Source organism: Aminobacter sp. LjRoot7 (assembly GCF_964252895.1).
Classification (GTDB): domain Bacteria; phylum Pseudomonadota; class Alphaproteobacteria; order Rhizobiales; family Rhizobiaceae; genus Aminobacter; species Aminobacter aminovorans_B.
In genome coordinates this window covers 554,706-577,386 of the sequence record NZ_CAXUPX020000002.1, presented here as the reverse complement: position 1 = coordinate 577,386, position 22,681 = coordinate 554,706, and the positions used below count along the sequence as shown (strand labels likewise).

At 63.9% G+C, this 22,681-nt stretch carries 22 protein-coding genes; 10 read left to right on the top strand and 12 right to left on the bottom strand.

Features of this window, described 5'->3' with window-relative positions:
* Nucleotides 1–51: 51 nt before the first annotated feature.
* The 3 genes from ACSQ3E_RS08460 to ACSQ3E_RS08450 form a co-directional block, all read right to left on the bottom strand.
* Nucleotides 52–912, bottom strand: a complete 861-nt coding sequence (locus tag ACSQ3E_RS08460; protein ID WP_436122332.1) for a 23S rRNA (adenine(2030)-N(6))-methyltransferase RlmJ — start codon at nucleotides 910–912, stop codon at nucleotides 52–54.
* Complete coding sequence (locus ACSQ3E_RS08455; RefSeq protein WP_436122331.1) at nucleotides 909–1,544, bottom strand: hypothetical protein; 636 nt, start codon at nucleotides 1,542–1,544, stop codon at nucleotides 909–911. Before ACSQ3E_RS08455 ends, ACSQ3E_RS08460 begins: the two co-directional genes overlap by 4 nt.
* Before the next feature lie 73 nt (nucleotides 1,545–1,617).
* Nucleotides 1,618–2,253 (bottom strand): TetR/AcrR family transcriptional regulator, encoded by a 636-nt coding sequence (locus ACSQ3E_RS08450; RefSeq protein ID WP_436122330.1) that lies wholly within the window; start codon nucleotides 2,251–2,253, stop codon nucleotides 1,618–1,620.
* A 131-nt stretch (nucleotides 2,254–2,384) separates the two neighbouring features.
* Here ACSQ3E_RS08450 and ACSQ3E_RS08445 point away from each other — a divergent pair, with 131 nt between their 5' ends.
* Nucleotides 2,385–2,876, top strand: coding sequence for a carboxymuconolactone decarboxylase family protein (locus ACSQ3E_RS08445; protein ID WP_436122329.1), 492 nt, complete (start codon nucleotides 2,385–2,387; stop codon nucleotides 2,874–2,876).
* Between the two features lie 42 nt (nucleotides 2,877–2,918).
* Here ACSQ3E_RS08445 and ACSQ3E_RS08440 read toward each other — a convergent pair whose 3' ends face one another.
* Together ACSQ3E_RS08440 and ACSQ3E_RS08435 are read right to left on the bottom strand one after the other, a co-directional pair.
* Nucleotides 2,919–3,368, bottom strand: coding sequence for a DNA polymerase III subunit chi (locus ACSQ3E_RS08440; protein ID WP_436122328.1), 450 nt, complete (start codon nucleotides 3,366–3,368; stop codon nucleotides 2,919–2,921).
* Nucleotides 3,369–3,454: 86 nt separating this feature from the next.
* On the bottom strand, nucleotides 3,455–4,951 hold the full coding sequence (locus ACSQ3E_RS08435; protein WP_436122327.1) for a leucyl aminopeptidase: 1,497 nt from the start codon (nucleotides 4,949–4,951) through the stop codon (nucleotides 3,455–3,457).
* A 304-nt stretch (nucleotides 4,952–5,255) separates the two neighbouring features.
* Here ACSQ3E_RS08435 and lptF point away from each other — a divergent pair, with 304 nt between their 5' ends.
* From lptF to rsmA, 6 genes are all read left to right on the top strand, one after another.
* The gene (gene lptF, locus ACSQ3E_RS08430) at nucleotides 5,256–6,455 is read left to right on the top strand and encodes an LPS export ABC transporter permease LptF (RefSeq protein ID WP_436122326.1); all 1,200 of its coding nucleotides are present in this window, start codon (nucleotides 5,256–5,258) and stop codon (nucleotides 6,453–6,455) included.
* A complete protein-coding gene (lptG, locus tag ACSQ3E_RS08425) occupies nucleotides 6,452–7,540 on the top strand; it encodes an LPS export ABC transporter permease LptG (RefSeq protein ID WP_310324698.1) in 1,089 nt (362 codons plus the stop codon). The genes lptF and lptG overlap by 4 nt, the downstream gene beginning before the upstream one ends.
* Before the next feature lie 12 nt (nucleotides 7,541–7,552).
* Nucleotides 7,553–9,928, top strand: coding sequence for an LPS-assembly protein LptD (locus ACSQ3E_RS08420; RefSeq protein ID WP_436122325.1), 2,376 nt, complete (start codon nucleotides 7,553–7,555; stop codon nucleotides 9,926–9,928).
* 118 nt (nucleotides 9,929–10,046) lie between these two features.
* A complete protein-coding gene (locus ACSQ3E_RS08415; protein WP_436122324.1) occupies nucleotides 10,047–10,982 on the top strand; it encodes a peptidylprolyl isomerase in 936 nt (311 codons plus the stop codon).
* A 3-nt stretch (nucleotides 10,983–10,985) separates the two neighbouring features.
* On the top strand, nucleotides 10,986–12,008 hold the full coding sequence (pdxA, locus tag ACSQ3E_RS08410) for a 4-hydroxythreonine-4-phosphate dehydrogenase PdxA (protein WP_436122323.1): 1,023 nt from the start codon (nucleotides 10,986–10,988) through the stop codon (nucleotides 12,006–12,008).
* The gene (rsmA, locus tag ACSQ3E_RS08405) at nucleotides 12,005–12,841 is read left to right on the top strand and encodes a 16S rRNA (adenine(1518)-N(6)/adenine(1519)-N(6))-dimethyltransferase RsmA (protein ID WP_436122322.1); all 837 of its coding nucleotides are present in this window, start codon (nucleotides 12,005–12,007) and stop codon (nucleotides 12,839–12,841) included. The genes pdxA and rsmA overlap by 4 nt, the downstream gene beginning before the upstream one ends.
* Nucleotides 12,842–12,873: 32 nt before the next feature.
* Here the strand turns inward: rsmA and gmk are convergent, their stop codons facing one another.
* From gmk to fabD, 7 genes are all read right to left on the bottom strand, one after another.
* Nucleotides 12,874–13,527, bottom strand: coding sequence for a guanylate kinase (gene gmk / locus ACSQ3E_RS08400; protein ID WP_310324689.1), 654 nt, complete (start codon nucleotides 13,525–13,527; stop codon nucleotides 12,874–12,876).
* A 3-nt stretch (nucleotides 13,528–13,530) separates the two neighbouring features.
* Nucleotides 13,531–14,421: a YicC/YloC family endoribonuclease gene (locus tag ACSQ3E_RS08395; protein WP_436122321.1), complete on the bottom strand. Its 891-nt coding sequence runs from the start codon at nucleotides 14,419–14,421 to the stop codon at nucleotides 13,531–13,533.
* Between the two features lie 64 nt (nucleotides 14,422–14,485).
* Nucleotides 14,486–15,691: an endolytic transglycosylase MltG gene (gene mltG, locus ACSQ3E_RS08390; RefSeq protein ID WP_436122320.1), complete on the bottom strand. Its 1,206-nt coding sequence runs from the start codon at nucleotides 15,689–15,691 to the stop codon at nucleotides 14,486–14,488.
* 106 nt (nucleotides 15,692–15,797) lie between these two features.
* Entirely contained in the window at nucleotides 15,798–17,060 is a 1,263-nt protein-coding gene (fabF, locus tag ACSQ3E_RS08385; RefSeq protein WP_436122502.1) for a beta-ketoacyl-ACP synthase II, read from the bottom strand.
* A gap of 29 nt (nucleotides 17,061–17,089) precedes the next feature.
* The gene (locus tag ACSQ3E_RS08380; protein ID WP_055978681.1) at nucleotides 17,090–17,326 is read right to left on the bottom strand and encodes an acyl carrier protein; all 237 of its coding nucleotides are present in this window, start codon (nucleotides 17,324–17,326) and stop codon (nucleotides 17,090–17,092) included.
* A 195-nt stretch (nucleotides 17,327–17,521) separates the two neighbouring features.
* On the bottom strand, nucleotides 17,522–18,259 hold the full coding sequence (gene fabG / locus ACSQ3E_RS08375) for a 3-oxoacyl-[acyl-carrier-protein] reductase (RefSeq protein ID WP_115733903.1): 738 nt from the start codon (nucleotides 18,257–18,259) through the stop codon (nucleotides 17,522–17,524).
* Between the two features lie 56 nt (nucleotides 18,260–18,315).
* A complete protein-coding gene (fabD, locus tag ACSQ3E_RS08370; RefSeq protein ID WP_436122319.1) occupies nucleotides 18,316–19,257 on the bottom strand; it encodes an ACP S-malonyltransferase in 942 nt (313 codons plus the stop codon).
* A 428-nt stretch (nucleotides 19,258–19,685) separates the two neighbouring features.
* On the opposite strand from fabD, the gene ACSQ3E_RS08365 reads away from it, so the two are divergent.
* The 3 genes from ACSQ3E_RS08365 (at nucleotide 19,686) to rpsR (ending at nucleotide 22,589) form a co-directional block, all read left to right on the top strand.
* Nucleotides 19,686–21,542, top strand: coding sequence for an LTA synthase family protein (locus ACSQ3E_RS08365; protein ID WP_436122501.1), 1,857 nt, complete (start codon nucleotides 19,686–19,688; stop codon nucleotides 21,540–21,542).
* Nucleotides 21,543–21,849: 307 nt separating this feature from the next.
* Nucleotides 21,850–22,341 (top strand): 30S ribosomal protein S6, encoded by a 492-nt coding sequence (gene rpsF, locus ACSQ3E_RS08360; protein WP_310324673.1) that lies wholly within the window; start codon nucleotides 21,850–21,852, stop codon nucleotides 22,339–22,341.
* A complete protein-coding gene (rpsR, locus tag ACSQ3E_RS08355; RefSeq protein ID WP_018427106.1) occupies nucleotides 22,341–22,589 on the top strand; it encodes a 30S ribosomal protein S18 in 249 nt (82 codons plus the stop codon). Before rpsF ends, rpsR begins: the two co-directional genes overlap by 1 nt.
* Nucleotides 22,590–22,681 lie beyond the last annotated feature (92 nt).

Here is a 22,681-nt window from a genome sequence, read left to right as displayed (position 1 = left end):
TTCCCACTCCAAGGCTTGTGCAACCCAGTTTGCGGTTTCGCCGCGTTGCGGTCAAGAAGCCGCAGCTTCGCCCGCCAGCCACTCGACCGACCAGCGCGCGCCGGGCCCTTCAGCCAGCAGCTTGCCAAGTGCCGGCAGCATGGTCTTGAGCTCAGCTTCCAGCTGATAGGGCGGATTGGCCACCACCATGCCGGTGCCGTCGAGCCGTGGTTCGGCCGATGGCTGCCGGATGTAGAATTCGATGTCCATGATCTTGGGGATGCCTGCGTCCGCAAGGTCGTCGCGGAACGCCGCTACCGCCTTGCGGTCTTTGACCGGATACCACAGGGCGAAGATGCCGCCCGGCCAGCGCCGGTGCGCCTTCTTCAGCCCGTCGACCAGCCGGTCGAACTCGCCGCCGATCTCGAAGGGCGGATCGACCAGCACCAGCCCGCGCTTTTCCTTGGGCGGCAGATGCGCGCCAAGCGCCAGCCAGCCGTCGAGTTCGGTGACCCGGGTCTGGAAGTCGCCTTCGAACTGCGCGGCAAGCGTCCTCGCGTCCTCGGGGTGCAATTCGATCGCCGACAGGCGATCCTGCTTGCGCAGCAGATGCCGGGCGATCACAGGCGAACCGGGATAGCGTTCGATGCCGCCCTCGGCGTTGACGGCACGGACGGCGTCCAGATAAGGCGCCAGCAGTTCGGCAGCATCTGCAGGCAGCTTCGCGTCGATCAGCCGGCCGATGCCGTCATGCCATTCACCCGTCTTTTGAGCCTCTTCAGATGCAAGATCGTAGAGACCTATGCCTGCATGGGTGTCGATGACGCGAAACGCTTTGTCCTTGCGCTTGAGATATTCGACGAGCCGGGCAAGCACGGCGTGCTTGACGACGTCGGCGAAGTTCCCGGCATGATAGGCGTGGCGGTAGTTCATGACTTGTCGGCGTCCCTGCCCCAGCGCGGCGCAGGAGGCGGCGAATTGGGCGGCTGTGAATTGGGATTGTCGGGCTGGCTGTCCTTCTTGCGGCGCAAAGACAGCACCAGGCCGACGAAGCCGACTGCCATCAGCGACAGCCCAATCGGCTGGGCGCGCTCGTCAACCTCGAGGCCGCCCGAACGCAGGATGAGATCGACGCGCTGGACCTGGACGTTGTCGGCGTCGCCCTGCTCGATGACAAAGCGATAGCTTCCCGGCTGGACCTCGCGGATCAGCCCGGCATCGTCGCGGAACACCGGGTCGGGCAGCTGCGGACTGCGCTCGCGCGGGGTGGTGTCATAGAAATTCAGCGCCTCAGCCAGCACGGTCTGGCCGCGCGTCGAGGCTGTGATGGTCAGCACCGCGCTCGCCGGATTGACCTGCGGCGGCGCCAGCGTGGTCAAGTCGACCAGCACGCGCACCGGCGCGTCGCTCGACGCCAGCGCAACCTCGACCGGGCGATAGCCAGCGGCGCGGTCATAGGCGCGGTAGGTGCCGATCTCGCGACCGGCAAAATTGGTCGTCGCCCAGGGATAGAGGATGCCGAGACCAGTACCGGCAAGCAGGATGAGTAGAAACAGGAACCGCATGACGCTCGAAACTCTATGTCGCTCGAAACTGGGCCGGAAACAGCAATCGCCCTGACCGGACGACGCTCCCCTACTACGGCTTTTGCGCCATGCCGGAAAGGCCGGGCCGGCCATTGCCGGCAACTTCCCGTTCCATCTCGTCGAGTAGCATGTCGAGGCCGAGGTCGAAGGTCTTGTCGAACTCGGCGACGGTGAAGAATGCACCGGCCGCCGCCACATTAGGAAAATCGCGCCGCAATTGCGCGTCATCGACCGTGGTCACCGCCGACGCGCCCTTGGCATAGCCTGCCGTCTCGTCGAGGATCGCGCCCATCAGATAGTAGCCGGCCGCCCGGAAAAGCCGTGCCGAGCGCTCCTTGCCAAAGCCGCCCTCCTCGAAGACGCCAAGCACGCCGTCGAGCCATTGCAGGCACTTCGGCGAGTTCATGCGGTAGGTAACGAGAAACGGCGCAAAGGCCGGATGCGCACGCCCCACCGCCCGGAAGTCGCCCATCACCGCCCGCGCCCGCTGCCGCCAGGGCAGATCGCGCGACGGGATCTCCAGTTCACCGACCAGCCTTTCCACCAGCGCCTCGAACAGATGCGCCTGCGAGGCATAATGATGGTAGATGCTCATCGCCTCGCAACCGAGCGCTTGCGCCAGCTTGCGCATCGAAAAGCCCGCCAGGCCCTCGCGCTCGATGACCTCGAAAGCGGCCTTCGCGATCATGTCGCGCGACAGCTTCGCTCGCTTTTTGTTGATCGCCCTGCCCATCCGCTCGCCTTGACAACTTACACTGTAAGGATCATCAATTTGCACACCTTACACCGTAAGGGGAAAATGATCCAGAGGAGGAAGTCATGCCCGCATATGACGCATACACCTTCGCCTCGTTCCGCCGCACGTTGACGGTCCTGGCCGGTGCCGCAGCCCTCACCATTCCGCTTGCCATCATGCCGTTGCCGGCTTTTGCCGACGACTACGACGCCACCATCCAGGACATCCAGAAGACGATGGGCGGCGTGCCAAGCTTCATCAGCCAGTTCCCCAAAGCGGGCCTGCCCGGCGCATGGTCGGAGCTCAAGGCCATCGAGTTCAGCGACAAGACCGCGCTGCCGCCGAAGACCAAGGCGCTGATCTCGCTCGCCGTCGCCGCACAGATCCCGTGCAGCTATTGCATCTGGGCCGATACGCAGAGCGCCAAACAGGCGGGTGCCACCGACCAGGAAATCCAGGAAGCGGTCGCCATGGCAGCGCTGACGCGCCACTGGAGCACCATCTTCAACGGCATGCAGGTCGATTTCGAGACCTTCAAGAAGGATCTTGGCGGCGAGATGAGCGCTGCCAAATAGTCGCTTGGCACGGCGCGGCGGCCCCTTGGTGTGCCGCGCCCGTCAGGCCTTGCGCTCCCAGCGCTTGTCGGCCGCCTGCTGCCAGTAGGTCACCGCGTGGCCGGCAGCTTTCATTGTCTTCCAGTGCTCCCTCGCCCCTTCGAGCTGAGCCGCGTCATGGCCGTCGAACAGGAACACCGCCCTCTGATAGGGCGTGATGTCGGGCGGCGACGCGCCATCGACGAGGAAACGGATCTCAGCGGCGTTGGGATTGGCTTCTGTCACCGTCAGCACCACCGGCTGGTCGGCGGCGTGCGGCTCGCGGTCGCTGCCATGGGCGAGAAACGAATCGTCCCGGAAGGTCCACAGATGCTGGTCGAGCGCGTCGCGGCGCTCTTCGCTGCCGGTCTGCACCACCGCTTTCCAGCCACGCTGCAGACTGCGCTCGAGCAGGCCCGGCAAGGCATCCTCGAGAGTCGATTCGGTCAGGTGGTAGAAAAGCACTTCAGCCATGAGGCAATGCTATGCCCCAATTCCAGTCGCGGGTGAAGCTTCACAGGCAACCGCGCTGATGACGCGCGGTTGCCGGAGCTTGAGCCTTAGCCTTCGTAGTGGTCGCGCACCAGCCTGTCGAGCAGCCGCACGCCGTAGCCCGAACCCCAGGACTGGTTGATCTCGTTGGTCGGCGAGCCCATGGCGGTGCCGGCAATGTCGAGATGCGCCCAGGGCGTTTCCTTGACGAAACGCTGCAGGAACTGGGCCGCGGTGATCGAGCCGCCATAGCGGCCGCCGATGTTCTTCATGTCGGCATTCTTGGAATCGATCAGCTTGTCGTATTCCGAGCCGAGCGGCATGCGCCACAGCTTCTCCTGCGTCGCCGTGCCCGAGGCGGTCAGGCGCTCGGCAAGCTCGTCGTTGTTGGAGAACAGGCCGGCATGGCTCTGGCCGAGCGCGACCATGATCGCACCGGTCAGCGTCGCCAGGTTGACCATGAACTTCGGCTCGAAACGCTGGTTGCAGTACCAGAGCGCGTCGGCCAGCACGAGGCGGCCTTCGGCATCGGTGTTGAGCACTTCGATGGTCTGGCCCGACATCGAGGTGACGATGTCGCCCGGACGCTGGGCGTTGCCGTCGACCATGTTCTCGACCAGACCGATGATGCCGACGGCATTGACCTTGGCCTTGCGCGCGGCGAGCGCCTGCATCAGGCCGGTGACGGCCGCAGCGCCACCCATGTCGCCCTTCATGTCTTCCATGCCAGCAGCCGGCTTGATCGACACGCCACCCGAATCGAACGTCACGCCCTTGCCAACGAAGGCCACCGGCTTGTCCTTGGCCTTGCCGCCGTTCCACTGCATGACCGCGAGGCGCGGCGGACGCACCGAACCCTGGGCGACGCCGAGCAGCGAGCCCATGCCGAGCTTCTTCATTTCCTTCTCGGTCAGGATCTCGACCTTGACGCCGAGCTTCTCGAGTTCCTTGGCCTGGGCGGCGAACTCGACTGGGCCAAGGATGTTGGCAGGCTCGTTGACGAGGTCGCGGGCAAGCAGTACGCCGCCAACGACAGCCTCGGCGTCGGCAAAGGCCTTCTTGGCGGCCGCCGGATCGGCGCAGTGGATGGTGATCTTGGCCGGCTTCTTGTCGTCGGCCTTGCCGTCGCCATTATCCTTCTTGGTTTTGTATTTGTCGAAGCTGTAGCTCCGGAGCTGGATGCCGGCGGCAATGCCTGCCGCGGCCGCGCCATCGGCTGTCACGCCCGGAATGTCGAGGATCACGGCTACTTCAGTCGCCTTACGCAGCTGCGCGGCAACCACGCCGCCGAGCTTCAGCCAGGCATATTCGTCGAGCGCCGACGCCTTGCCGGTTCCGATGGCAACGAGCCGGTCAACCGCCGTGCCCTCGGGCGCCAGGAGTTCGACCACGCCTGCGAATTTGCCGTTGAAGTCGGCAACGGGGAAAGCACGATCGAGCGCCTTGGCCGGATCACTGGCACGTGCCGCATCGCTCAGCCCGCCCTCGTCGGCGGAAAAGACGATGACGGTGCCCTTCTTGGGCGTGCCCGGCTTGGCAAAACTGATCGACGGCTTAGAAGTCATGATATCCCGCTTTCGGATCCCGTTCAGATGGTGCGCGACATTTCGTCGTTTTCACAGGTTTGGCAAGCCTCCCGTCATCTTCCCTCGATATGATTAAAGCTGAAAATTGTTCGGAAACCTTGCGTTAACCACCTCCGTTCGGCGTTTCTTAGCCATTGGCGACGAGACTCCCGATGGCGGGAGAAAGTGTTGGCGGCGTTGACGGCAGTTGTGCCGGCTTGCCTTGGACTATAGTTTAGACACCCACCGGCCAAGCGACGCCCTGTCGGCCGGCCAAGTCGGAAACACGGAATCCTGATCATCGATGAAGGTTGTTGAGCGCTACATTCTGCGTCGTGCGTTCGCGGTTTTCATCGCGGCGTTGACGTGGACATTGGCGATCGTCTGGACCACCCAGGTCCTCGGACGCATCGACCTTGTTACCGACAGCGGCCAGTCGGCGCTGACCTTCTTCGAGGTCGCGGCCCTCATCCTGCCGACCGTCATTCCTATCGTCGTGCCGTTTGCCGTCATCATCGCGGTGGCACTGACGCTGAGCACCATGAACAGCGATTCCGAGCTGGTGATCCTCAATGCCGCGGGCGCCTCGCGGCTCACCGTCATCCGACCGATTCTCATCCTTGCGGTGTGCGCCGCGATGTTCTCCTTCATCGTCGACAACGTCGCCAACCCGATGGCGCGCCAGCGCAACCGGGAGCTTATCGCGACGTCGCGCGCTGACCTTCTGTCGCTGATCATCCAGGAAGGCACCTTCCGCAAGGTCGACGAAGGCCTGTTCGTGCAGGTCGGCGAGCGCCTGCCCAATGGCGGGCTGGGCGGCATCTTCGTCGCCGATTCGCGCGAGCCCAATGTCGACCTCGTCTACTACGCCAAGGACGGCTCGTTCATCGAACGTAACAAGAAACAGATGCTGGTGATGAATGAAGGCGTCATTCACCGCAAGGCGCCGGGCGGCGAAGTCTCGGTCATCAGCTTTGACTCCTACGCGTTTGATCTTAGTGAGTTTTCTGCTGCCGCCAATGAAGTCACCATGCAGCCGAAGGACCGCTCGACGTCCTATCTGATGCAGCCGCAGCACGATGACAAATTCTACCAGCGCAACCCGCGCCTGTTCGACGCCGAACTCAACCGCCGCTTCTCCGACTGGCTCTATTCAATCGCCTTCGCCTTCATAGCACTTGCCGTCGCCGGCGACGCACGCTCGCACCGCGAGGCGCGAATCCACCCGCTGGTCACGACAGTGACGATAGCGCTGTTCTTCCGCTGGCTCGGCTTCTTCGCCAACAGCAAGGCCGAGGCAGCGGCCTGGATCGGCTATGTCGTCTACGCCATTCCCATCGGCGCCTCGCTGTTTGCCCTCTGGTTCATCCGCGGCCACCGCGCCTTGGAACTGCCTGTCTCGGTCGCTGACCGGTTGACGGCATTCGCAGCGCGGCTACGCGACCGCTTCGCCGCCTTCCGCCAGCGCCTCACAGGCCGCGCTTCCGGCCAGGGAGCGGCATGATGGGCTGGACGCTTGGCCGCTATTTCCTCGTCCGCTACGCCGTCATCACGACGTGGTTCTTCATCGGCATCTATGCGCTGATCTTCATCATCGACGTCACCGAATTCTCGAGCAATGTCGGCGGCCTGCCGGGCTTCAAGTTTTCGATCGCCATGACGGTTTCAGCCCTTCGCGTGCCGATGATCATGCAGCAGACGGTGCCGTTCGTGGCCCTGTTCAGCGCCATGGCGACGCTGGTTTCGCTCAACCGGCGCTATGAGCTGGTCATCGCGCGTGCCGCAGGCATCTCGGCCTGGCAGTTCCTTTTGCCCTGCTGCATCGGCGCGCTGCTGTTCGGCCTGGTCACCGTCGGCATCCTCAATCCGATCGCGGCATACGGCTTCTCGCATTCCGAGACCATCGAATCCGAGCTGCGCTCGCGCCAGTCCAATTCGGTTTCGGCGTTTTCGGCGCCCTGGTTGCGGCAGAAGGCCGACGGCACCGAAGTGATCATCGGTGCCCGGGCAGTGCTCAACCAGGGTCTCGAGCTGTCGGATGCGGTGTTCTTCATCTTCGACGACAAGGGCGACATGGTCGAACGCAAGGACGCCGAGCGCGCCTATCTGCGTGACGGCCACTGGGAATTGGTCAACGTCCGCAGCATGAAGGGCGGCAAGAATTTCACCTCCCAGCCGGTCGATCAGGTGCCCACCAATCTGAAGCCTGAATTCGTCCAGGAACGGCTGGCGCGGCCCGAAACAATTCCCTTCTTCGAGCTGCCTTCAAAGATCGAAGTGGCCCGTTCCTTCGGCCTCCGGGCCAACGCATTCGCCATGCAATTTCATTCACTTGTGGCGCTGCCCTTCCTTTTGGTTGCAATGACTCTCATTGCTGCAACAGTGTCGATGCGATTTGCACGTATGGGGCAGTCAGCAACGATGATTTTGGGTGGCGTCGTCGCCGGCTTTCTGCTTTATGTCGTTTCGGTTCTGGTCAAAGCATTTGGCAATGCGGGATTCGTGCCGACTTATATTGCGGCATGGTTTCCAGTAGTGGTCGCAATGTTTTTCGGGGTGACTTTCCTGCTCTACAAAGAGGACGGTTAGGTGAGGGGCGCAATGGCCAACCGCAGGGCCCATATGGCAGGCCTTTTGGGCGCGACTGCGCTCGCGTGCCTGTTTGCGGTCGCGTTGCCGTCCGCACCTGCTTTCGCACAGACTGTCGCCGACCTCGCACCCAGCGTGCCGGAAGGCGCGCAGATGCTGCTAGAGGCGGACACGCTCGTCTATGACAACGACGCCAACACCGTGACTGCGGTGGGCGGCGTGCAGATCGACTATGCCGGCAACCGACTCGTTGCCCAGCGCGTCACTTATGATCGCAAGACGTCGCGGCTGGTCGCCAGCGGCAATGTCGAGGTCGTCAATTCGGACGGCACCAAGATCTTCTCGCAAGAGATCGATATCACCGACGATTTCGCCGACGGCTTCGTCAATACGCTGCGCATCGAGACCGTCGACAAGACCTATTTCGCCGCCGAAAGCGCCAAGCGCGAGGGCGGCTTCCTGACGACGTTCAACAACGGCGTCTACACCGCCTGCGAACCTTGCGAGCAAAAGCCCGACAAGGCACCGATCTGGCGCGTCAAGGCGCAGAAAATCATCTGGAACGGCCAGAAGAAGACTGTGCGATTCGAGAACTCGAACTTCGAGTTCTTCGGCTTCCCGATCGCCTTCCTGCCGGCCTTCGAGATTGCCGACCCGACGGTCAAGCGCAAGAGCGGCTTCCTGATGCCCGGCGTCAGCTACAAGAGCGAGCTCGGCGTCGGCGTTTCGATCCCCTATTATTTCGCGCTTTCGCCGACATATGATCTCACCATCAAGGGCACCGGCTACACCCGCCAGGGTTTCCTTGGCGAGGCCGAGTGGCGCCAGCGCTTCAACAACGGCCAATACAGCCTGAAGATCGCCGGCATCCACCAGATGAACCCGGACAAGTTCGACCCCAACACGGTCGATCGCGGCCCGGCCGGCGACGAAAACAAGCTGCGCGGCATGGTCGGCACGAAAGGTCATTTCGACCTCAACCCGCGCTGGGCCTTCGGCTGGAACATCCTTGCCCAGTCGGACAAGAATTTCTCGCGCACCTATGGCATCGATGGCTTCTCCGGCAGCACGCACCGCTCGGAAGTCTACCTGACCGGTCTCAACGACCGTAACTACTTCGACCTGCGCGCCATGCGTTTCCAGGTCCAGGAAGAAGCGCTCGACACCGATCCCAATGCGCGTGCCGACAAGCAGCCCTGGGTGCTGCCGTCGCTCGACTATGCCTACATCCCCGACACCCCGGTGGCCGGCGGTGAGCTCTCCTTCGACCTCAACGCTCGCGTCATCCAACGCTCGGACCTCGATGCGGGCCTTGCGGCTGCGAATGGTCCGACGGTTCACGGCATCGAAGGCACGTCGAGCCGCATCACTGCCGAAGCTGAGTGGAAACGCACCATCATCACCGATGGCGGCCTTTTGGTAACGCCCCTGCTCGCCTTCCGTGCCGACGGCAGCTATGTCGATGCGTCCAGCGCCTCGCTTACCGCCATCGACAACATGGCCGCCGATCCCCGGATCAACGTTGCCGACGACGTGCGCTCGTCGCTGTTCCGCTACATGGCTACCCTTGGTCTGGAGCTGCGCTGGCCGGTGCTGTTCTCATCGACCAGTTCGACCCATGTGCTCGAGCCGATGGCCCAGATCTTTGCCCGTCCGAGCGAAAGCCATATCAGCGCCCTCGGCATCCCCAATGAGGATGCGCAGAGCTTCGTCTTCGACGCGGCCTCGCTGTTCGAACGCGACAAGTTCTCCGGCTACGATCGCATGGAAGGCGGCACACGCGCCAATCTCGGCCTGCGCTATTCCGGCAGCTTCAACAATGGCTGGACCACCAACGCGCTTGTCGGCCAGTCGTATCATCTTGCCGGCGACAATTCGTTCGCCGCGCCTGATCTCGTCAATGCCGGCGCCTATTCCGGCCTTGAGACCGATACCTCCGACTACGTAGCCCTGGCCGGCATCGCCAGCCCGAACGGATTCTCGGCTTCGGTCAGCGGCCGCTTCGACGAACGCACCTTCGATGTTCGCCGCGCCGAGATGAAGGTCGGCCTCGATGCGCGTCCCCTTGCCGTGTCGGCGCGCTATGCCTTCATCGAGGCGCAGCCGCTCTACGGCTTTGCCAATGACCGTCATGAAGTCACCCTTGGCGCCACCGCCCGCTTCAACGACGAGTGGCGGGTGTTCGGCTCCGGTACCTACGACATCAAGGGCGACCTGCTCGTCAAGAATGGCCTCGGCTTCGCTTATGACGACGAGTGCTTCACCTACATGATGTCCTATTCCGAGAGCCGTGATCACAATAAGCCTGACGACGTCTCGCGCACCGTCGGCTTCAACATCTCGTTCCGCACGATTGGCGACTTCGGCACGGCGACGAGCGCCTTCTAAGGCAGTGACGGGACGGCGGCAGGGGCGGCCTGACATCGTTTTGCCGCATAACGCGGCCAATGACGGGGCACGTATCCGGGCAATGTCCGGATTTGGGGTTTGAACGGGACTTATTTTTATGCGGAAGCACCTCTTTTCGGCAGGCTTTGCCCTGCTCGTGGCGGCGACGTCGCTTTCGATCACCGCCTATGCACCGCCGGCTCAGGCAAGCGAGATCAAGTACATCGTCAATGATGTGCCGATCACCAGCTACGACATCCAGCGCCGCGCGGCTTTCCTCAAGCTGCAGAAGCGCAAGGGCGATGCCGGCCAGGAAATGATCGAGCAGACGCTGCGCGTCGCCGAGATGAAACGGCTCAACATCCGCATCTCCGACAAGCAGGTCGAAGACGCCTATGCGCGCTTTGCCGGTTCCAACAAGCTCAAGCCGGCGCAGATGGACCAGATTCTGGGCCAGGCCGGCGTGACCGCCAGCCACTTCAAGGACTACATCCGCGCCCAGATGGGCTGGAACCAGGCGCTCGGCGCCCGTTTCCGTTCGGCTGACGGCGGTGGCGGCATGTCGACCGAGCAGGACGCGGTACGCCGCATGTTGCAGCAGGGCGGCGCCAAGCCGAGCGCTACCGAATACATGCTGCAGCAGGTGATCTTTGTCGTTCCCGCTTCCGAGCGCGGCACGATCGCCAAGCGCAAGCGCGAGGCGGATGCCATGCGTGGCCGCTTCAATGGCTGCGAGCAGACGCGCGAGTTCGCCAAGGGCCTGCTCGACGTCACCGTGCGCGACCTTGGCCGTGTCATCGCCCCGCAGCTGCCGCCGGAATGGGCAGAGGAGATCAAGAAGCTCAAGGTCGGAGGCGCTACGCCGGTGCGCGAAACCGATCGCGGCGTCGAGTTCATCGGCGTCTGCAGCTCGCGCGAAGTCTCCGACGACAAGGTCGCCCAGATGGTCTTCCAGGCCGAGGGTGCAGGCAAGCAGGGCGACGCAAAGGCCGACGAGCTCAACAAGAAGTACCTCGAAGAGCTGCGGGCCAAGGCTCGCATCGTCACCCGCTAGGCCGTGACAGGCCATAGCTTGCCGCTGGCGCTGACGTCGGGCGATCCCTCGGGCATTGGTCCCGAAATCGCTGTCGCCGCCTGGCGGCAGCGTAGCGCGTTTAGCGTGCCGCCCTTCTATCTGCTTGCTGACCCGAAGCTCATTGCGGCGCGCGCGCGCGCCTTGGGCGTTGACGTCGCCATCGTCGAAACCGATCCCGCCGGTGCTGCCAAAGCCTTCGCCCATGCCCTGCCAGTGGTTCCGCTCGCGGCCGCTCTGATCGATACGCCCAGCCAGCCCGACAAGGCCAACGCCGCCGGCATCATCGAGGCCATTGACCGTGCTGTCGCCGACACCTTCGAAGGCCGCGCTGCAGCCGTCGTCACCTGCCCGATCGCCAAGAAGCCGCTCTATGACGCCGGCTTCCGCTTTCCCGGCCATACCGAATATCTCGCTCATCTCGCGACCGAGCGGACCGGCATCGACACCACCCCTGTCATGATGCTTGCCGGGCCCGAGCTGCGCGCGGTGCCGGTGACCATCCACATCGCGCTGGCAGAGGTGCCGAAGGCGCTGACGACAGACGCCATCGTCGAGACCGTGCGTATCACCGCACGTGACTTGCGCGCCCGCTTCGGCATCGCCAGCCCGCGCATCGCGGTGTCGGGCCTCAACCCGCATGCCGGCGAAGGCGGGGCCATGGGCTACGAGGACGAGCGCGTCATCCGCCCTGCCGTCGAGGCGCTGAAGGCGGAAGGCATCGATGCCTTCGGCCCCCTGCCCGCCGACACGATTTTCCACGCCCGCGCGCGCGCCGGCTACGACGCGGCGATCTGCATGTATCACGACCAGGCACTGATCCCGGCCAAGACGCTCGCCTTCGACGAGACGGTCAACGTCACGCTCGGCCTGCCCTTCGTGCGCACCTCACCCGACCACGGCACCGCCTTCGACATCGCGGGCAAAGGCATCGCCCGGCCCGACAGCCTGATCGCCGCGCTGAAGCTGGCCAGGCTGCTGGCAGACATAGAGGCGAAGCCCGCATGAGCAGTACGACTAGCATCGACGGCCTGCCGCCGCTTCGCGACGTCATCGAGCGCCATGGCCTGCAGGCCAAGAAGGCGCTTGGCCAGAACTTCCTGCTCGACCTCAACCTCACCGGCAAGGTGGCACGCGCCGCCGGCGACCTGACCGGCGTCACCGTCATCGAGGTCGGCCCCGGCCCCGGTGGCTTGACGCGGGCACTCTTGATGCATGGCGCCAAACGGGTCATCGCCATCGAGCGCGACGAGCGCTGCCTGGCCGCCCTTGCCGAGGTTTCCGATCATTATCCGGGGCGGCTCGAGGTGGTGTCAGGCGATGCGCTGAAAACCGATTTCGCAGGCCTCGCCGGCGGCGAGCCGGTCAAGATCGTGGCCAACCTGCCGTACAACATCGGCACTGAGTTGCTGGTCCGCTGGCTGACCGTCGAGGCCTGGCCGCCCTTCTACCAGTCGCTGACGCTGATGTTCCAGCGCGAGGTCGCCGAGCGCATCGTGGCCAAGCCTGCCAGCTCCGCCTTCGGCCGGCTCGGCGTGCTAGCGGGCTGGCGCACCGACGCGCGCATCGCCTTCGACGTGCCTCCGCAGGCCTTCACGCCGCCGCCCAAGGTGACCTCGTCGGTCATCCATCTGGAGCCGCGCAGGGAGCCGCTGGCGGCCGATGTGAAGGTGCTTGGCCGGGTTACCGAGGCAGCCTTCGGCCAGCGCCGCAAGATGCTGCGCCAGAGCCTGAAAAGCATGGGCGGCGAAAAGCTTCTGGAAGCTGTCGGCATCGACCCGACCCGCCGCGCCGAAACGCTCAGCGTCGAAGAATTCGTCGCACTGTCAAAGGCCGTCTGATCTCCTTCTCCCACAGAGGAAAAGGAAAAACGTCAAATCTTCTCGTCGAGCAGCTTCGAAACGAAGTCGAACAGGCCGGGCCGGCGGTCGCGGCGCAGGCGTTCTGAGGCGACGATCGCCCGCACTTCGGCGAAGGCACGGTTGAGGTCTTCGTTGATCACGACATAGTCGTATTCGCCCCAGTGCTCGATCTCGTCGCGGGCGTTCTTCAGCCGCGTTTCGATCACCGCGTCCTGGTCCTCGGCGCGGCGCTTGAGACGGGCCTTCAGCTCGCCCATCGACGGCGGCAGGATGAAGATCGAGACGATGTCGCCGCGCATCTTTTCCTTGAGCTGCTTGGCGCCCTGCCAGTCGATATCGAACAGCATGTCGCGGCCCTGTGACATGGCGAGCTCGACCGGCTCGCGCGGCGTCGCATAGAAATTGCCGTGCACCTCGGCCCATTCGAGCAGCGCGTCATTGTCGCGCAACAGCTCGAACTCGCGCTTCGAGGTAAAATGATAGTGGGCGCCGTCGATCTCGCTGCCGCGGCGCGGACGGGTGGTGACGCTGACCGACAGCTTCAGCTCCGGATCGGTTTCGATCAGGTTGCGCGAGATGGTCGACTTGCCGGCGCCCGACGGCGACGACAATACCAGCATCAAGCCGCGCCGCTTGATGACGATGGATGGGGTCTCGGCGCTCATGCGCTACTCCAGATTCTGAACTTGCTCGCGGAACTGATCGACGACGGCCTTCAGTTCCAGCCCGATGGCGGTCACTGCGGCGGCATTCGACTTCGAACACAGCGTATTCGATTCGCGGTTGAATTCCTGCGCCAGAAAATCGAGCTTCCGGCCGATCGCGCCGCCGCCGGCAAGCAGCGTCCGCCCGGAGGCGACATGGGTCTTCAACCGGTCGATCTCCTCGCGGATGTCGGCCTTGGTGGCCAGGAACGCCGCTTCCATGTTGAGCCGCGTCTCGTCGAGCGCGGGTGATGCTTCAAGCAGCAGCCGCACCTGTTCGGCCAGGCGCTGGCGGATCTGCGCCGGCTCGCGCGACGGGTCGGCTTCGGCCTGCAAGGTCAGCGTCTCGATGGTCGCGATGTGATCCGACAGCAACGACCGCAGCGCCTCGCCCTCGGCCTTGCGCGCCTCGACGAGCCCGGCGAGGCCCTTTTCCAGGCCATTCATGATCACAGCGTCGATCGCTGCCCGCTGCTCTTCGGTCTCGACGGTTTCAGGCACGTCGAACACGCCGCGCAGCGCAAGCAACCCGTCGGCACTGGCAGGGGCCGCGCCATATTGCTTGACCAAGCGGGTGGCGAGCTCAGCGACGTCGCGCAGGAACACTTCGTTGATGACAGGTTGCACCATCGCGCCGGCCATGCGGCTGACGGTCAGCGTCGCCTGCACATTGCCGCGCGAAAAGCGCTTCTGGATGGCTTGCCTGACTGCCGGTTCGAGCCGCTCGAAGCCCTGCGGCAGGCGCAGGCGCACATCGACGCTCTTGCCGTTGACCGACTTCACCTCCCAGGCGATCGCCGTCCCGTCGTGCTCGGCGGCCACGCGGGCGAAGCCTGTCATGCTCTGGAGGGTCATCTGGGCAGCGCGTTCCTGTCTTGCAGCGTGCCTTGCCCCTGGAACGGCGCAAGGCAGCCTGTTCTTACTTCTTGACGGCGTTGGTGGTCGCAGCGTCTTTCTTGGCCGGATCGGCCTCGTCTGCCGCCTTCTCGTCCTCGACGACCTTGCGCTGGAAGGCACGCCAGCGGGCAACGTTCTCGTTGTGCTCGTCCAGCGTCTCGGCAAAGACGTGCCCGCCCGAACCGTCGGCAACGAAGTAGAGGTCCTTGGTCTTCGACGGATTGGCCACGGCCTCGAGCGAGGCCTTGCCCGGATTGGCGATCGGCGTCGGCGGCAGGCCCTTGATGGTGTAGGTGTTGTAAGGCGTCGGCTTGTCGATGTCGGAGCGATAGATCGGCCTGTCGGCCGGCTTACCCTTGCCGCCGAAGATGCCATAGATGATCGTCGGATCGGACTGCAGCCGCATGCCCTTGTTGAGGCGGTTGATGAACACCGCCGCGACGCGTGAGCGCTCGTCGCCGCGCGCCGTTTCCTTCTCGACGATCGACGCCAGCGTCACGAACTCGTTGACGTCGGCGAGCGGCAGGTCGGGCGAGCGCCGGGCCCAGATGGTCTCGACCAGTTCCTTCTGGTCGGCCAGCATCTTGTTGACGATCTGCTGGCGCGTCAGGCCGCGGGTGAAGCGCTGCGTGTCGGCGGCAAGCGCACCCTCCGGGGGCATCTCGGCCGGCATGTCGCCGCTCAGCGCTTCCTGCTCGGCAATGCGCTTCCAGGCCTGCTCGACGGTCAGCCCCTCAGGGATGGTCAGCGAATACTGCACCGACTTGCCGCTCTTCAACAGCTCCATGATGTCGTGCATCGAAGCACCGGCCTGGATCTCATATTCGCCGGCCTTGAGCGCACCGTCATTGCCATAAGCGCGCACGCCCATGCGGAAGATGCGGGCGTCGCTGATCAGGCCGCGCCGCTCGAGCTGGTCGGCGATGTCCTGCACGCCGGTGCTCGGCTTGACCAGGAAGGTCGCCGGCACCGTCGAAGGGCCCGCGCCGCCAAATTCCTGCTTGCCGAAATAGAGCGCAGCACCACCGGCGAGGATGACCAGCACCGCCGTCGACATCATGAAATTCAGGAACACGACGATCTGGTTGCGCGAGGCGCGCGAGCGCTTGGAGGGCGGCGGCGTGCCGGCTTCCGGCCGCAACGCTTCCTGCGCGGTCTTTGGAACGATCGGACTGGCCGGTGCGGCGCGTGGTGCGCCCTCTCCCTGACCTGGCGTATTGATGCTCATCTTGCCTCGCCACTCCCTCTTGCGTCGAATCCCCGCCGGGAGACTAGGCTTGAATGTGGCAAAAATCACGGCAAAGGGCCCTCAACGGGCCCCTTCCCACAACCTATCAGCCGTTGAAGCGCTGGAATACCAGCGAGGCGTTGGTGCCGCCGAAGCCGAAGGAGTTCGACAGGGCGACGTCGACCTGCCGGTTGCGCGGCTTGTTCGGCACCAGATCGATGGCCGTCTCGCGCTCTGGATTGTCGAGATTGATCGTCGCCGGCACGATGTTGTCGCGGATGGCGAGGATCGAGAAGATCGCTTCTGCCGCTCCGGCAGCACCCAGCAGGTGGCCGATCGACGACTTGGTCGACGACATCGACACCTTGGAGGCGGCGTTGCCGACGAGACGCTCGACAGCGCCGAGCTCGATCGTATCGGCCATGGTCGAGGTACCATGGGCGTTGATGTAGTCGATGTCGGCAGGCGTCAGGTTGGCGCGCTTGAGGGCGGCCGTCATGCAGCGGAAGGCGCCATCGCCATCCTCGGCGGGAGCCGTGATGTGATGGGCATCGCCGGTCAGGCCATAGCCGACAACTTCGGCATAGATCTTGGCGCCGCGCGCCTTCGCATGCTCGAGTTCTTCGAGAACGACAACGCCGGCACCCTCGCCCATGACGAAGCCGTCACGGTCGCGGTCATAGGGGCGCGAAGCCTTTTCCGGATCGTCGTTGCGGTCGGTCGAGAGCGCCTTGCAGGCGGCAAAGCCGGCGAGCGACAGGCGCGTTACCGGTGCTTCGGCACCGCCGGCCACCATCACGTCGGCATCGCCGAACATGATCAGGCGGGCAGCATCGCCAATGGCGTGCGCGCCGGTAGAGCAGGCGGTGACCACGGCATGGTTCGGGCCCTTGAGCCCGTGCCGGATAGAAACCTGGCCGGAAACCAGATTGATGATCTGGCCTGGAATGAAGAAGGGGCTGATGCGGCGCGGGCCGCGTTCCTTGAGGATCAGGGCATTTTCGGCGATGCCGTCAATGCCACCGATGCCCGAGCCGATCATGACGCCGGTCGAATTCTGTTCGTCCGGCGTCTTTGGCTGCCAACCCGAATCCTTCAATGCTTCGTCGGCGGCCGCGATCCCGTACAGGATGAAGTCGCCGATCTTGCGCAGTTCCTTGGGTTCAAGGACCGCTTCGGGATTGAAGGTGTTGTTGGAGCCATCACCGCGAGGGATGACATTGGCGATCTTGCACGCGAGGTCGTCGACCTCGAACTCCGTGATCCGCCGGGCTGCGCTGCGGCCGGAAAGAAGCTCTTTCCAGCCGTGCTCGTAGCCCATGCCGAACGGTGAAAGCAGGCCAAGGCCTGTGACGACCACACGCCTCATCGCAGGCATCCCTGACAATTCGCGATCGCTCAGGCCGAAGCCTTGTCGATGTACTTCACGGCGTCGCCAACGGTGAGGATGGTCTCGGCCGCGTCATCGGGGATCTCGACGCCGAATTCTTCTTCGAAAGCCATGACGAGCTCGACCGTGTCGAGGCTGTCCGCGCCCAGATCGTCGATGAAGCTCGCAGCTTCCGTCACCTTGTCGGCGTCGACGCCAAGATGTTCAATGACGATCTTCTTGACGCGCTCTGCGGTGTCACTCATGTGGGCATCCTCAGTCTGGTGTTGTTAGGTCTTCGTTAGCGGGCGGATTGCCGCTAATCAAGCTGTAATCTACGCTTTCCCAAGCGCTCGGGCGGCGGTCGGGTTTCGTCCTGGCCACCTGATGGAGCGCGGCAATACACGAAAAATTCACCGCGTCCAAGGCAAAAGGGCCGGTTATCCCGGCCAATTGCCCAATCAGATCATCGCCATGCCGCCATTGACGTGGATTGTCTGGCCGGTGACGTAGGCCGCTTCGTCGGAAGCGAGATAGGCAACGGCCGAGGCAACTTCCTTGCCGGTTCCCATGCGCTTGGCCGGGATCGCGGCCATGATCGCCTCTTTTTGCTTGTCGTTGAGCTTCTCGGTCATTGCCGATTCGATGAAGCCCGGTGCCACGCAGTTGACGGTGATGTTGCGGGTGGCGATCTCCTGCGCCAGCGACTTGGAGAAGCCGATCATGCCGGCCTTGGAGGCGCAGTAGTTGGTCTGGCCGGGATTGCCGGTGACCCCCACCACCGAGGTGATGTTGATGATGCGGCCATGACGGCGGCGCATCATCGGGTGCGTCAGCTCGCGTGTCAGGCGGAACATCGCCGTCAGGTTGATCTCGATGACCTGGTCCCAGTCGGCGTCGGACATGCGCACGAACAGCCCGTCCTTGGTGATGCCGGCATTGTTGACCAGGATGTCGACGCCTTCGAGTTCGGCCTCGGCCTTCTGGCCCAGCGCCTTGACCTCGTCGCGGTCGGCGAGATTGGCGGGGAACAGTTTGACGCGGTCGCCAAGTTCGCCGGCAAGCGCCTCGAGCTTTTCGATGCGGGTGCCGTGCAGGCCAACGATGGCGCCCTGCTTGTGCAGGATGCGGGCGATTTCTTCGCCGATGCCGCCGGATGCACCGGTGACGAGTGCCTTGCGGCCGGTCAGATCGAGCATGTTGCTACCTTCCTTGAAGAGCGCACCCTTCACACGGGTGGGGTCGATTGAATTGCTCAGGCGAGCGCGGCGATGGCCGCGTCGACGTCGGCCGGAGTGTTGACGGCAGCCGTCGCGATCTCCTTGTTGATGCGGCGGGCGAGGCCCGACAGCACCTTGCCGGCGCCCACCTCGTAAAGCGTGGTGATGCCGTTGTTGCCGAACCACTCGACCGTCTCGCGCCAGCGCACCTGGCCGGTGACCTGCTCGACGAGGCGGGCGGCAATCTCTTCGGGATCGGTGATCGGCTTGACGGTGACGTTGGCAACGACCGGCACGACCGGCACGTTCTTGGTCACGCCGGCCAGCGCCTCGCGCATCTTCTCAGCCGCAGGCGCCATCAGCGCCGAATGGAAGGGGGCGGAGACCTGCAGCATCAGCGCCCGTTTGGCGCCCTTTGCGGTGCAAAGTGCCGCAGCACGCTCGACGGCCGCCTTCTCACCCGAAATGACCAGCTGGCCGCCGCCGTTGTCGTTGGCAATCTGGCAGACCGAACCTTGCGCGGCCTCAGTGCAGGCGGCGTCGACGTCGCCCTGCTCGAGGCCGATGATCGCGGCCATGGCGCCCTGGCCTGCCGGCACGGCGGCCTGCATGGCGTTGCCGCGGATACGCAGCAGGCGGGCGGCGTCAGCGACCGAAACAAATCCTGCGGCGGCAAGTGCCGAATATTCGCCGAGCGAGTGGCCGGCGACATAGGCGACCTTGTCCTTGAGCGACAGGCCGCGCGATTCAAGCGCGCGGAACGCGGCCATCGACACCGCCATCAACGCCGGCTGGGCATTTGCGGTCAGCGTCAGTGTCTCCTCGGGCCCTTCCCAGATCAGCCTGGACAGCTTTTCACCGAGTGCATCATCGACTTCCTCGAAGACGCGGCGTGCCTCTGGAAAGGCATCTGCGAGTTCCTTGCCCATGCCGACGGCCTGGCTGCCTTGCCCCGGAAAAGTGAATGCAACGGCCATGTTGGTCTCCTGGCTATTTGCCGCATCGGCCCGAACCGGAATCGGCTTTTCGGGATTCGACGGGGCAGAGATATCACGCGGCACGGCGCCGGACGTCCTGGAACCGGCAGCGCGCCATATCGTTGTGCCTCTGGCGCAATGGATACCGCGAAGTCAAGCCTTGAGGGCTTTGGGACCCGTTTGGGGCAAATAATCACAGAGAATTAATGCGAAATACGTTTTGTTTGCCCCATCCTTCTCAATTTTGCCATATGCGCTAGCTTTTCGATGACAGTTTCGTGACGGTTGCGTGACGCCGCCGTCCAGCGTTCGAGGAAGTTGAGTTGGCAAAGCTGTTCGCGACAGGCAAAACCGTCGCACATGACCAGGAAAACGAGGCTGAAGCACTCAGCCGGCGTGCCTATGCCCTGGGCGTCCTGCGCTCGGTGATGATCACGCTTGCCGTCTCGGCCGTTCTCGTCTTCGCCATCGAGTTCGTCGCCCGCGGCTCCTTCATCGACACGCTCAACTTCTTCCAACAGCCGTTCAAGCCGAGCTGGACCACGGTTGCGCTGTTCGCGCTTCTGATCATCGGTTTCGACGCGCTGCTCGGCCGCCCCTATAACGGCCTTCTGATCGTCGCACCCGTGGCGCTCTTTCTGGCCTTTGTCGGCCATCAGAAGTCGCTTTATCTCGGCGACCCGCTCTATCCGACCGATTTCCTCTATGCCCGCCAGATCGTCGAACTGATGCCGCTGCTGGTCCGCGAGCGGCCGCTCGCAGGCATCGGCATTGCCGTTGGTCTCATCGCCGGCATCTCCCTGTTCGTCTTTGCCTGGCGCTACTGGCGCCGCCGTATGCCGACGCTGTCGTTCTGGGCCCGCATCTCGCGCCTGGCGATCGCCATTCCGGCGCTGGCCTTCTTCGTCTCGATCATGGACTACGCCACCTTCTCGTGGACGCGCGATCGCCTGCAGATCATCCCGATGATGTGGGATCAGAAGGAAAACTACGCCTCCAACGGCTTTGCCATCGCCTTTGCCCTCAACGTGCCGATGGCCAAGGTCAAGGCGCCGCAAGGCTATTCCGACAAGGCCATCGACGCCATCGCAGCACCGTCGCAGACGGCGGCCGTGCTGCCCGAGGAAAAGCCCGACGTCATCATCGTGATGAGCGAATCCTTCTGGGATCCGACACGGCTGCCCGGCGTCTCGATCACCCCGGACCCGATCCAGAACGTGCGCGCATCGCAGTCCGGCCATGTCTTCTCGCCCGAATTCGGCGGCATGACCGCCAATGTCGAGTTCGAGGCGCTGACCGGCTTCTCCAACGCGTTCCTGCCGGCTGGCTCGATCCCCTACCAGCAATATGTCCGCGCACCGGTGCCTTCGCTTGCCACCTTCTTCAAGAGCGAAGGCTACGACACCAAGGCCATCCATCCCTTCGGTGGCTGGTTCTGGAACCGCGCGCCGGTCTACAAGGCCTTCGGCTTCGACAAGTTCATGTCGGAAGAGAACCTGCCGCTGCTCGCCAAGCGCGGCCCGCTGGTCTCGGACGCCGCGCTGACCGAAGAGATCATCCGCGAGGCCGACGCCACCGATCACCCCTTCTTCATGTTCGCGGTCTCGCTGCAGAGCCACGGCCCTTACGAGCCGAACCGCTACAGCGACACCACCCACAAGGTCGAGGCGCCGACATCGCAATGGGCGCGCGATTCGATCCTGACCTATGCCGAAGGTGCCTCCGACGCCGACCGTGGCCTGAAGCGCCTGATGGACTGGGCCAGCAAGCGCGAGCGCCCGACCGTTATCGCCTTCTTCGGCGACCACCTGCCGCCGCTTGGGCCGGTCTATGTCGAGACGGGTTTCATGAAAGAGCCGGTTGCCAAGCGCAAGGCGCCGATCGACGAGATGCTGGTGCAGCACGAAACACCGCTGGTGGTGTGGTCGAACCGCACGGGTGCCGCGCGCAACATCGGCTCGATCAGCCCGGCGTTCCTGCCGCTGCACGTGCTCGAGACCGCCGGCATCAGCCATCCCTACTACACCGGCTTCCTCGGCGACCTGCATGACCGCTACCGTGTCGTCGACCGCAACATGCTCTTGCCGCGCCAGGGCGAGTCGGTGTTCGACTGGTCGCGCCAGAAGGAGCTCGACCCGGCGATCCGCGATTTCCGCTGGCTGCAATACGACATGATGTTCGGCAAGCGCCGCGGCGCCAAGGGCTTCTTCCCCGAGACCGTCGACAAGGTCGTCGCCAACCGCACGCGTTCGCCGCTGTTCCTCCGGGACGAGGCATTCGGCTGAGCCAAAACCGGCCGGAAAGGCCGGTTTTCCTGAGAATCTCGGCCTTCCCCCTTGCCTTGGCGGCACTTAGCATGTAGACGCCCGCCATCTGCCGGTCCCAGCTGGGGGCTGAACGGAGGGCCGGAGGCTTTCTTGAAAGTCGCCGTGTGAAGCGAAAACGCTTCCGCCTCCCGTGTCTCCGCTCTCGACCGTCTCGTCGTGCTCCTTTCTTCCCCTGAAGAGGCCGCAAGGTCCTCGAAGGGTCAGGGAGGTCGCAGAGGCTCTAGCCGCCGGGACCGGAAGATGGAAACGAAGAAAGGCAAAAACTATGGCTCTTTATGAACATGTGTTTCTTGCCCGCCAGGACCTCTCGCAGCAGCAGGTCGATGCACTTGTCGAACACTACAAGGGCATCATCACTGCAGCTGGTGGATCGGTTGGCCGGGTCGAGAACTGGGGACTGAAGTCCCTCACCTACCGCATCAACAAGAACCGCAAGGCGTATTACACGCTCATGGACATCAGCGCTCCATCGGCTGCCGTCAAGGAAGTCGAGCGCCAGCAGGGCCTGTCCGAAGACGTTCTGCGCTTCCTGACCGTCAAGGTCGAGGCGCATGAAGAAGGCGTCTCCGCCATGATGCAGAAGCGCGAAGAGCGCTCCGAGCGTGGCGAACGCGGTGGCTTCGGCGACCGTCCGCAGCGCAGCTTCGGCGACCGCGACCGCGGCGACCGTGGTCCGCGCAGCTTCGGCGACCGCGATGGCGGTGGTGATCGTGGCCCGCGCCGTCCGCGCGAAGGCGTTGAAGGGGGTGCAGAATAATGGTCGACATCAATCAGATCCCGACCCGTCGTCCTTTCCACCGCCGCCGCAAGACCTGCCCGTTCTCCGGCGCCAACGCACCGAAGATCGACTACAAGGACGTGCGTCTGCTGCAGCGCTACATTTCCGAGCGCGGCAAGATCGTTCCTTCGCGCATCACCGCCGTCAGCCAGAAGAAGCAGCGTGAACTCGCCCAGGCGATCAAGCGCGCCCGCTTCCTCGGCCTGCTGCCCTACGTGGTGAAGTGATATCAGTTCCGGCCCGGCGGCATCTGCCCCGGGCCGGAATTCTCCCTTCCGCGACGGGCGCGGTCGGGCGAGCCTTCAAATCCCGGGTTGGA